Source organism: Agrobacterium larrymoorei (assembly GCF_013322225.1).
Taxonomy (GTDB): Bacteria; Pseudomonadota; Alphaproteobacteria; order Rhizobiales; family Rhizobiaceae; genus Agrobacterium; species Agrobacterium larrymoorei_A.
Genome location: NZ_JAAMFB010000046.1, coordinates 1 through 10,227, shown reverse-complemented (window position 1 = coordinate 10,227; position 10,227 = coordinate 1). Strand labels below are relative to the sequence as shown.

Annotated in this window: 7 protein-coding genes and 1 pseudogene; 5 read left to right on the top strand and 3 right to left on the bottom strand. The window is 53.0% G+C overall.

Annotated elements, in window-relative coordinates:
• Positions 1–135: 135 nt before the first annotated feature.
• Together G6L28_RS22575 and G6L28_RS22570 are read right to left on the bottom strand one after the other, a co-directional pair.
• Positions 136–756: a nitroreductase family protein gene (locus G6L28_RS22575; protein ID WP_174066451.1), complete on the bottom strand. Its 621-nt coding sequence runs from the start codon at positions 754–756 to the stop codon at positions 136–138.
• A gap of 96 nt (positions 757–852) precedes the next feature.
• Positions 853–1,665 (bottom strand): oxidoreductase, encoded by an 813-nt coding sequence (locus tag G6L28_RS22570; RefSeq protein WP_174066449.1) that lies wholly within the window; start codon positions 1,663–1,665, stop codon positions 853–855.
• Between the two features lie 86 nt (positions 1,666–1,751).
• On the opposite strand from G6L28_RS22570, the gene G6L28_RS22565 reads away from it, so the two are divergent.
• The 5 genes from G6L28_RS22565 (at position 1,752) to G6L28_RS22545 (ending at position 9,625) form a co-directional block, all read left to right on the top strand.
• The gene (locus tag G6L28_RS22565) at positions 1,752–2,186 is read left to right on the top strand and encodes a winged helix-turn-helix transcriptional regulator (RefSeq protein WP_174066447.1); all 435 of its coding nucleotides are present in this window, start codon (positions 1,752–1,754) and stop codon (positions 2,184–2,186) included.
• Positions 2,187–2,400: 214 nt separating this feature from the next.
• Complete coding sequence (locus G6L28_RS22560) at positions 2,401–3,549, top strand: tyrosine-type recombinase/integrase (RefSeq protein ID WP_174066445.1); 1,149 nt, start codon at positions 2,401–2,403, stop codon at positions 3,547–3,549.
• Between the two features lie 370 nt (positions 3,550–3,919).
• On the top strand, positions 3,920–6,814 hold the full coding sequence (locus G6L28_RS22555; protein WP_174066443.1) for a cadherin-like beta sandwich domain-containing protein: 2,895 nt from the start codon (positions 3,920–3,922) through the stop codon (positions 6,812–6,814).
• Positions 6,815–7,336: 522 nt separating this feature from the next.
• Positions 7,337–8,737, top strand: a complete 1,401-nt coding sequence (locus G6L28_RS22550; RefSeq protein ID WP_174066441.1) for a hypothetical protein — start codon at positions 7,337–7,339, stop codon at positions 8,735–8,737.
• A gap of 60 nt (positions 8,738–8,797) precedes the next feature.
• Positions 8,798–9,625 (top strand): hypothetical protein, encoded by an 828-nt coding sequence (locus G6L28_RS22545; RefSeq protein WP_174066439.1) that lies wholly within the window; start codon positions 8,798–8,800, stop codon positions 9,623–9,625.
• A 117-nt stretch (positions 9,626–9,742) separates the two neighbouring features.
• Here G6L28_RS22545 and G6L28_RS22540 read toward each other — a convergent pair.
• Positions 9,743–10,129 (bottom strand): annotated as a pseudogene (locus G6L28_RS22540) (recombinase family protein); the annotation flags it as partial.
• Positions 10,130–10,227: the final 98 nt, after the last annotated feature.

Below are 10,227 nucleotides of genomic sequence, written 5' to 3'. Positions count from 1 at the left end.
ACTTCAACGCGCTGACGCCAATGATGGTGGCGGCATAATCGAGGCGGAAATCCACTTAGCGAAACGCCCGAAACTGTTCAAACAAACTGAGCCACCTCTTACCGCGCATTTGTAAGCCGCATAAATCGAAATGCATTAGCCCAAGGCTTTCCGCTGGAAACTGTCTCTCACAAGCACTTCCTCGATAGGCAATTGTCCACCCCGTGGCCAAGCTTCGGCAACAGGCTTTCCAATGGCCACGAACATTGAGATGGCATGATCGTCAGGCAGGTTGATGAGCTTGCCGACGGCATCAAGATCGATGCCTCCCATCGGGCAGGAACTATAGCCCAGTTCTTGCGCGGCCAGCATCAGCGTCATGGCGGCAAGACCTGAGGATTTCATGGCGTCGTCACGTTGGAGCCATTCACGACCGATGTAGAACTGCATCATCGAATTTGCCAGCTTCTCCGCCATCTCCGGTCCGGCAGAGCGGGCATAGCGGGTCGGCTCGGTTTTCCACGCCGAAAGATCCGCTGTCATGATCACGAGCAGGGATGCATCCGTGACCTGCGCTTGATCGTAGGACGCTGCCCGGATTTGGCTGAGCAGATCCTTGTCGCGAACGACGACGAAGCGCCAGGGCTGGGTGTTGCCGGGCGTTGGCGACAGCATGGCGAGCGAGATCAATCGCTCGATCTCCGCCTCAGTGATTTCATGGTTTGGATCGAACTGGCGGAACGACCGGCGAGTTTCAATGGCGGAAATAACGTTCATGGGGCTTCTCTTTGGACAATAGGCGTGCGCATAGGCACAAGCGCCGGGTTGCGGGCCTGGTTCGGGGGTGATTGAGGCGGGGTTCTCGTCTTGAGCCTAAGAGGCGAAGCCGTTGAACCTGCGTAGGATGCCGTCGATCACCCGTTCTGGAAGGTAACGGCGAAGGGCGCGTACCTGGCCGGATTGCTTGCCAGCGGAATAACGCAACTTCGGCTTCTTCGCCGTGGCAGCCTTTACGACCGTGTCGGCGACGACTTGGGGATCATCACCTTTTTCAACCCACGTGCGCATCAAGTTTTCGCTACGGATCCGCTCGGACTGATAGACAGGAAGCGGCTGATCTGCGCGTGTCAGATTTTCTTCGAACGAGGTGCGTGTCACGCCAGGCTGCACGAGCACGACACGGATGCCGAAGCTGCGCACCTCATGATCAAGCGATTCCGAATAGCCTTCGATTGCGTGCTTGGTCGAGGCGTAGAAGGCGTTGTACGGTGATGGGATAAGCCCAAGGATCGAGCTCATGTTGACGATGCGCCCGCTTTTCTGCTTGCGCATAACTGGCAGCACTGCGTTGACGACACGGGCGACGCCGAAGACGTTAACGTCGAACAGACGCTGAGCCTGAGTGATGGAGGACTCTTCCGCGCCGCCGAGCAGGCCTACCCCTGCATTGTTGACGACAAGGTCGATGCGGCCGGCCAGTTTGATGATCTCGGCAATCAGGGCCTGTACCGAGGCTTCGTCCGTCACGTCGCAGATGAGCATTGTGATGCCCTGCGGATTGGCCATCGGCTTGCGGCTGGTGCCGAACACACGATAGCCGGCCTGGACCAAGGATTTGGCCGTTACAAGCCCTATACCGGAGGAGGCGCCGGTCACCAGGGCAACGCCGTTGTTTCTGTTAGTCATGTCGTCAGCTTTCATTCGGTGTGGATCATCGTCTGGATCCGTGTTACTATCTTTTCGATATCGTGTCACTATCGAAAAGATACTAAATGAAAAATAGTTCGATTCCACAATGCCCCGTTGCCCGCGGCCTCGATTCTGTCGGCGACGCATGGAGCATTCTTGTACTCAGGGACGCCCATGCAGGCCTAACCCGTTTCGACCAGTTCCGGAAAAGCCTCGGCATCGTACCGACCATGCTAACGAAACGGCTCAAAGCGCTGACGGAGGATGGCTTGCTTGAAAAACGGCTCTATTCGGAAAAACCCCCGCGCGACGAATACATCCTTACGGATGCAGGCCGGGATTTCTTGCCGGTGCTGATGATGATCGGGGCGTGGGCGCACCGGCATTGCGGCGGCGACCTCGCCCGCTATGTCGATGTCGAAACAGGCGTCGAGATCGAGCCGATCGGAATAGATGCCGTGACAGGCGCGCAGCTCGGAACCCGGGCATTACGGATGAGCACTTCAAATGACGACTAAAGGCTTGTGCTACGCCCGTCGAATTCGGGTTTAGTTGCATTAAGGGACCGCAATGGCACTTTCCAGTCATTCAGGAAGATTCCGGCGATCATGGAAAACTAAACGGCCAATCTATACAGTGAAAGTGATCACGCCCAATCAAGCCGATCGACAAGAAAGAATCGGTGCGAACTACGGTCCTTGAGGCCGCTGAAACCTGCGACTTGGAGCGCTCGTGGCCAAAGCAAAGACATCTCTGACTGCCGTCGAGCGACGCGCAGAAGAACTCGACACCATTGCGTCCGTTCTGCCACTTGAGCGTCGGGACGAGCTTGCCGAGCTACTCACCGACCACGACATCGAAACGCTACGCCATCTGGTGAATGCCGGTATGGGGGCCAACACGCTTCGGGCGCTGACGTCGGATCTGGCCTATCTCGAAGCCTGGGGATTGGCCGCGACCGGGAACTCGCTCCCATGGCCGGCGCCCGAAGCGCTGCTGTTGAAATTCGTTGCACATCATCTGTGGGATCCGGAGAAGCGAGCCCTTGAACCAGATCACGGAATGCCCGCTAACATTGATCAATTGTTACGAGGTCAGGGCTTTCTGAAATCCACCGGCCCACATGCACCCGATACGGTGCGCCGCCGACTGGCGAGTTGGTCCACCCTCACGAAATGGCGTGGCCTTGATGGTGCCTTCGCCTCCCCTTCCATAAAACAGGCGATCCGTTTGGCTGTCCGTGCCGTTCCTCGGAAACGAAGCCGAAAGAGCGCCAAGGCTGTCACCGGTGATGTCCTGGCAAAGCTTCTTGCCACGTGTACCAGCGACAAGCTTCGCGATGTCAGAGATACGGCGATATTGATGGTCGCCTTTGCGTCGGGCGGTCGCCGACGTAGCGAGATCGCAGGCCTTCGCGTGGAACAGTTAACCGTGGAAGCCCCGATCGAGATGCCCGACGGCCCTCCCCTCCCCTCTCTCGCTATTCATCTTGGCCGGACCAAGACGACATCAGGCGAGCAAGACGACGTCGTCTATCTCGCCGGGCGACCTGTGGAAGCGCTTAACGCCTGGCTGGCAGCGGCAAAGATCGACAAGGGTTGTGTCTTCAGGGGGATCGGACGATGGGGTACCGTCTCCAAACGGGCGCTTGATCCGCAGTCGATCAATGCGATCCTTAAGCTGCGGGCGGAGATGGCGGGGTTGGACAGTGGGGAGTTTTCCGCTCATGGCCTGCGCTCGGGATACCTCACCGAAGCGGCCAACCGTGGGATTCCCCTCCCCGAGGCTATGGAGCAGTCACGCCATCGCTCCGTGCAGCAGGCTTCAAGCTATTACAACAGTGCGACTCGGCGTAGCGGAAGGGCCGCAAATATGCTTTGACCGCGAAATAGGGGGTTGGGTAGCAGCGAAATAGAAAACCTAATCAAGGCTCAGCTTTTCCGGATAGAGAGGTCGTTACGCGACACTTCCATTGCCAGAGGCTATGGAAGTACCCAAGCGTCGCTGAATCCAGCAGTTAGCGAGCTAACAATGCTATCCGGTGAAGCGGTCGCGCTCTGCGACACCTATAAGGTAGACCAGTGCATGTCGCGCGCGCGCCTCACAGTAAGCGAAAGATTCAATTGCTGGTCTACGCGTGGCTTTTCCACAACGCCTCTCAATATTACATTGTTTGCAGATAATTTCGTGCATCACGTAACGACAGGTGTGTTAATGCAACCAAGGGGATCAATGAGAGACTAGAATTGAAGTGTTTACTTCCACACCGATTTCATTTCTTGCCAAAATAAGCCAGCGCAAGGAAAGCAATTTTGCGAGCGCTTTTTTTGCAGTTTTTGTAATCGCGCTCGTGGTTTTATGGGGTAGTGCCTACACACCAGCGTATGCACTATCTGCAGCGTGCGTCACCCTGAATAGCATGAGCGGCACCACAGACTACACCGGTCGCTTTAACGCGGCAGCATTCGAAATTGGTGAAACCCTTGCCGTATCTTTTTCTGACAACGGTACAGATCCCAAAGATAATCCAACCAATTCTGCTCAGGTCCGGCTGTCAACAAATGCCTCGGCCTTAGTCTACGCATATTCTAGCTCTAGTGGATCTGCCGGTCCACATGAAGGAACAATCGCAACACTAAGCTCATCTGGGCTTTTTATTAGGATAGGCAACACAAGAGGCTACCTAAGTGCGGTGAGCATCACTTGTTCTGCGCCAGCATCGCAGCCAACGATTACGTCTATTAGCCCCGCTTCTGGTTCGATAGCAGGTGGCACGTCTACCGTAATCACTGGAACTAATTTTCTCGGCGCGAGCGGCGTCTCTTTCGGCGGGATCGCAGCAACGAGTTTTACAATCAACTCTGCGAGCTCGATCACAGCAGTCGCTCCCGCTCACATGGTTGGTACTGTTGATCTCGCGGTCGAGACAGCCGGAGGAACCGGCACACTCTATAACGGTTTCACCTTTGTACCACCGGTCTCGACAGTGGCCAGCCTGTCGACATTGACGCTAAGTAACGGTGCACTATCCCCGACGTTCGAATCTAACACCAATACTTATACCGCGGTTGTCGCTAGCGGTACCTCCTCGATGACGGTCACACCATCGGTGACTGACAGCAATGCCACCGTTACCGTCAACGGAAGCTCGGTCGCATCGGGCAGCGCTTCAGGATCCATCACTCTGGGCGTCGGACTGAACACGATCACTGTCATCGTCACCGCACAGGATGGCATCACGACAGAAACCTACACCATTACAGTCGAGCGCGAGGCTCCCGCAGCGACTGTCGCAACTCTCAGCAGCCTTTCGGTGTCATCGGGAACGCTGTCACCGACCTTTGCGTCTGGCACGACGAGTTACAGCACAACCGTTGCCAGCAGCACGTCCTCAATCACCGTCACGCCATCCGCGACTGACAGCAACGCAACCGTTACCGTCGACGGCAACGCGGTCACATCGGGCAGTCCATCGGGCTCCATCACTCTGAGCGTCGGATCGAACACGCTCGCCGTAGTCGTCACCGCACAGGACGGTACCACGACGCAGACTTATACAATCGAGGTAGAGCGAGAAGTAGCCGCCTCAACCGAATTCGTTCTTACACCGCCGCAAGGTGCCCTTCCGGATGCAATGGCAGGGGAACCCTACAGTCAGACCTTCACTGCTGCGGGAGGAAACGGTACGCCCTCCTTTATCCTGACTGGAACGTTACCAGATGGGCTTTCTTTAAGTGCAAGCGGCGAGCTCTCAGGCACTCTGGCTGGCGCTACCGAACGCACCTACAGTTTCGGTATCAAAATGAGCGACACACAAACTGCTAGCTACACTCTGCAAGTGAAACCGCGAAGTGTCACTGTAAAAGATCAGACAATCGCCGTCGAACCCGGGTCTTCTCCCCCCGACGCACGTTTAGATAGGAATGCAACCGGTGGGCCGTTCGACAGCGCCAGCCTCGTGTCCGTTCAGCCCGCGAATGCCGGCACTGCAACCATAACCATGGGTGATTATGCGCAGTCTGGGCCAGTCTCACCCGTTGGCTGGTATCTTAAATTTACACCTTCCCCGGGTTATTCCGGCACGGTGGTGATTACGTTCACCTTATCAAGCGGGCTTGTAAGCAGCACAGGAACTATAACCTATAGCCTGGGATATAATCCGGCGGAGGTGGCAACAGATATTCATGATCTCGTGGATGGCTTCGTAACGTCTCGCCAAAACATGATTGCGTCCAGCATAAAAACGCCTGGCCTGCTGGAAAGACGTCGCATGACAAACGCGACTGGGCCCGTGACCGCTCGCATGACACCATCAGAGCGAGGGATGGCTCTGGGGCTTTCGACGAGTCTTGCGCAATTGGAATCCGCACGTGACAGCGCGGATGGAACATCAGGAGCCTATGCCTCGCCGTTCAACATATGGATCGATAGCACCTTCCTTATGCACAATCGCAGCCAAAACGACGAACAATGGGGTAGTTTCGGTATCGTCTCAGTTGGAGCCGATTACCTGTTATCAGAAAGAGCGCTGGTTGGTCTTTCTGCACACTTCGACAGGATGAAGGATCCAACCGACGAAGATGCCGAGTTAACAGGAAACGGTTGGTTTATTGGACCATACAGCTCGTTTGAAGTTGGCAAGGGTGTGTTCTGGGACACAAGTCTGCTCTATGGCGGTTCTGCAAATGACATCGACACTGCATTCTGGGATGGCTCTTTCGATACCACGAGATGGATGGTCGACACATCGATCAAAGGTCAATGGTCCATTGACGAGTCAACGACGTTCACTCCGCGGTTTAGGACGCTGTATTTCTCTGAAATTGTGGACACGTACACCGTAACAAATGATCTCGGCGACGAACTAACGCTCAACGGATTCTCGGCCGAGCAGTTCAGAGTCAGCTTGGGAGCGGAAGTGGCAAAGCAGTTTATCTTGGAGAACGAAACGATTTTGACGCCCAAAGTGGCTTTTACCGGTGGCTTTGCAGGTATTGATGGCTCCGGAGCATTTGGAAATCTTGCAGCCGGCATGTCCGTGAAAACTGTCGACGAATGGAACCTGGACTTCTCGCTCCTCCTCAATGTGGAGGGTGAAGGTGATAAATCCGTTGGTGCGAAAACGAGGATAAGTCGAAGGTTTTGATAGTTGAGTGTTGAGTAGATTTGCACGTCAACGATCGCGATCTGAATTTGGGAGACCAGCGGCGCTTAAATAATCTGCATATAATTAGTCCTGCATACCACGTCTTCCGACGCGAAACGGGCGGTTGAAGTGCGTCCTAATGTTATCAAGAGCTATTAGTCTTCCATTCCAGTTAGCAGACAATCAGATCCCCAGGAGAAGTTATGACCTTATATAAAGATCTGAAGACCTCAGCGCCGATCGCCCAAAAAAAACTGAGGCTAGTGGTCCAGACGATTTGAACCAACACCAGGGTAATCCGCCCGAAGTGTCGCCAACGAAACCAAAAGAAAGGTCCGCATCGCGGTCGCCAACGGCGACGGCTCAGCCACTGCAAGCGAAGCCAAAACTTAAAGGCAAAGCAAAAGATCTGCACAAAAATGACAGACGGGTGCCGGCCTCACTTCGATTTCCTCCATAGAATTAGCAAAGGCCGCGATTTCCGGCGGGCAAATTCCCCTAGCCGTAAGTCTTGATCAAAGGATGAATATTATCTCGACATCTGTGAGATTCGGAACAGATGTTGATCAGAAACTAAAAAACAGCGACGCCAATTCTATAGCCTCCTTACTCTCGCAATTTACACTGACTAAGGAGACAAATGGGAAGCGGTACGAACGAGAATTCGAGAGGCAGGAACTAGCCACGCTTCATAGTTCCATCGCCAGTCAATTGGCGCTGTCAGGCGAGCTCGACGGTGCCCTTAAAGCTTTCGAGGTCGCGCTCAGCGCGAAAGCGGATTTCGAAAGCTCAAACGCCTCCGCGAGAAGTTCGAAAAAAAGAATTGCCTATGTTTCGTCTGTCGAGCACCAACCCAGATTAACCGTCCGCATCCCAGAGACGTGCATTTCCATAGTTAAAGAAGTGGAAGTCAGGTTTGAAGAACTCGCAAATGTTTTAGAAAGCAACGATGTTGGCCTAGAGGCGAAGGAGCGCAGTTTAGATCGTTGCTTCCTTACATATGGTGCGATGGTCCCACTGGTCTACACTCTAGGCGGACAATTGAAAATGCTGGGTATGACGGAAAGTAGTCACAACACCCAAGCCAACGAGGTCAAGGCCGCAGACAATGCCGAGGGTGATTTAAATGCTGGCAAGGGACCCGTGAGTATTTCCATCGCAACAAAAACATCAACAGACGCAATTAGCCGGACTGACCGTGAAACAAAGAGCGAGCAGAGCGACTATTCTCATGAAGCAAACGGTGGCGACGCAACATTGGTCGGCGATCCAAATAAATGGATTAAATCGCTTGATGATCCCGCGAAGTTAGTAGTCATCGAATACGATGATCTCCTTCCGATATGGAACTTCTTTAGTGCCCCACTAAAGCAGCGGTTCGAGAAGCAAAAGGCATTGATTCAGAATATTTACGAGACAAAGATTGAAAGATATAATGCTAAAACCGCAGCGCTAGGCGCAATATTACATGAAAATAAAACTCTCGAAAGCCGCACCAAATTCCCTTTACCTAATAACACAGACGTTACGTCAATAAATTTGGCTCCTAAATACAAACTAGGCGAGAAAATACACTACGGTGTTCAAGGTGTAGAAGGCGCGATATCTCAACAGGGAAAGCTTGAAGCTGACTTCTCTATTTGGAACCAATTATTGCCGAGCGACAATGCGACTTTCTTCGCCCATGACGGCAATATTTTCACATACATCAGTCTATCAACATCATTCGACCCCCCTTCTGCAATCGAAACACCCAAACCGTTTCTACTAACCAACAAGTTCTTCGTACACTCTACCCAATTTAATCAACCACATGGATTGGCTTGGGGTGTCACAGTTGAAGAGGCTCCAATCTCAAACGTCTTCCCAACCAAAAACTACATTGGTGACTTAGCGTTTTTGCGGACAATTTCGAAACTGTAACACGATCGGTTTCATTAGGTCTTTGAAATTTGAATCAAGCATTAAATGAGGTAGAAAACTATGACGAAAGTATGGAGCGTGGTGAGTTGGAATGTTTGCCACGCTGGATCTGGCTATGGCGGAGAGGATCTGAACGGGAGTTTAGCTGCTATTCCTAGTAAGTCGCGGGAGACAATCTCTAACCTTTACAACCGATCCAAGGATTACAAATACCACCAACCTGAGGTCATTTTCTTATGCGAAATATTGAATGTTGACGGGAGGGTGCTTAAGGGTTGGACACCTCCCGGTTATAAATTAGTGGATATAGTGTACGGTTACGATAAGAGTACCGCCCTTCGTTATTGCCTATATGTAGCAGAGAAACACTTTCCAATACCTGTTAGGGTTTTGAAGACAGGGTTTACCCGCCCCGCTGTAGCCATTGAGATAGATGGTCGATGGATTATGTTTATTCACGCGCCATCCAAGAAATTCATTAAATCAGAGGGAGTATCCTCAAACCACGGTGCATACCAAGCCCATGTTATAAACGAAGCTCAAAAGAATTGGTCGAACTGGCCATACGACAAGATTGCGGCCGTCGTTGGAGATTTAAATGTAAACTTTGATGATAATCTTCAGATGGTTACCTTTGGCTCTTACCTAAAGTCGCCATTTGCTGAGTTTAGAGCTGCTGCTCCCAGAATGGCAACTCATGTGAAGGGCTCACAACTGGATTGGGCCATATACGATCCAGAGAGCTTTTTTTGGCCGAACGTGACCGCGTTTAATCCACAGTCTACGATGGAGATAGAAGGTGATGAATGGTCACCTGCAGGCGAAAGCGGTCCGAAGAATTCAGACCATTCTGCTATTGTTTTCAGTTGGACTAACGTATCTTCATAAGGCTTGCATAAAAATCTTCCAAAATGTGTCAATTAGCGTCGGCCGGACACTAACCCACTCTGGGCGAAATTCTCAGTGGCTGGTCACTAGGGGTCGGTTCCGGAAGAGTGTGAAATCCTACGCTAAGAGAACGCGGCGTCCATGGTCGCGCAGATTACCGTTGGGGTCGACGTATCGGTACAGGGTGACGGGCTTGACGCCCAATTCCTTACAGAGCTCGGCAACACTGGTGTCGCGGTTTGCCATGGCAGCCTGAGCCAGTCTGATTTGTGCCTTTGTGAGTGAAAATTTTCGACCTCCTCGACGCCCTCTGGCGCGCGCGGCCTGAAGGCCGGCCATGGTTCGCTCCCGGATGAGCTCACTTTCGAACTCAGCGAGCGCGGCAAAGATGCCGAAGGAGAGCCGCCCGGCTGCGGTTGTCGTGTCGATCTGCGCGCCTTGCCCCGTCAACACCTTCAATCCGACACCACGATCCGTGAGGGCCGTCACGGTTTTCACCAGATAGAGGTGGCTCAGTTTGTTTGAACAGTTTCGGGCGTTTCGCTAAGTGGATTTCCGCCTCGATTATGCCGCCACCATCATTGGCGTCAGCGCGTTGAAGT

Coding starts and splice junctions, on each gene's coding strand:
- G6L28_RS22575 (WP_174066451.1), bottom strand. CDS start 756: ATGAACGTTATTTCCGCCATTGAAACTCGCCGGTCGTTCCGCCAGTTC.
- G6L28_RS22570 (WP_174066449.1), bottom strand. CDS start 1,665: ATGACTAACAGAAACAACGGCGTTGCCCTGGTGACCGGCGCCTCCTCC.
- G6L28_RS22565 (WP_174066447.1), top strand. CDS start 1,752: ATGAAAAATAGTTCGATTCCACAATGCCCCGTTGCCCGCGGCCTCGAT.
- G6L28_RS22550 (WP_174066441.1), top strand. CDS start 7,337: ATGAATATTATCTCGACATCTGTGAGATTCGGAACAGATGTTGATCAG.
- G6L28_RS22545 (WP_174066439.1), top strand. CDS start 8,798: ATGACGAAAGTATGGAGCGTGGTGAGTTGGAATGTTTGCCACGCTGGA.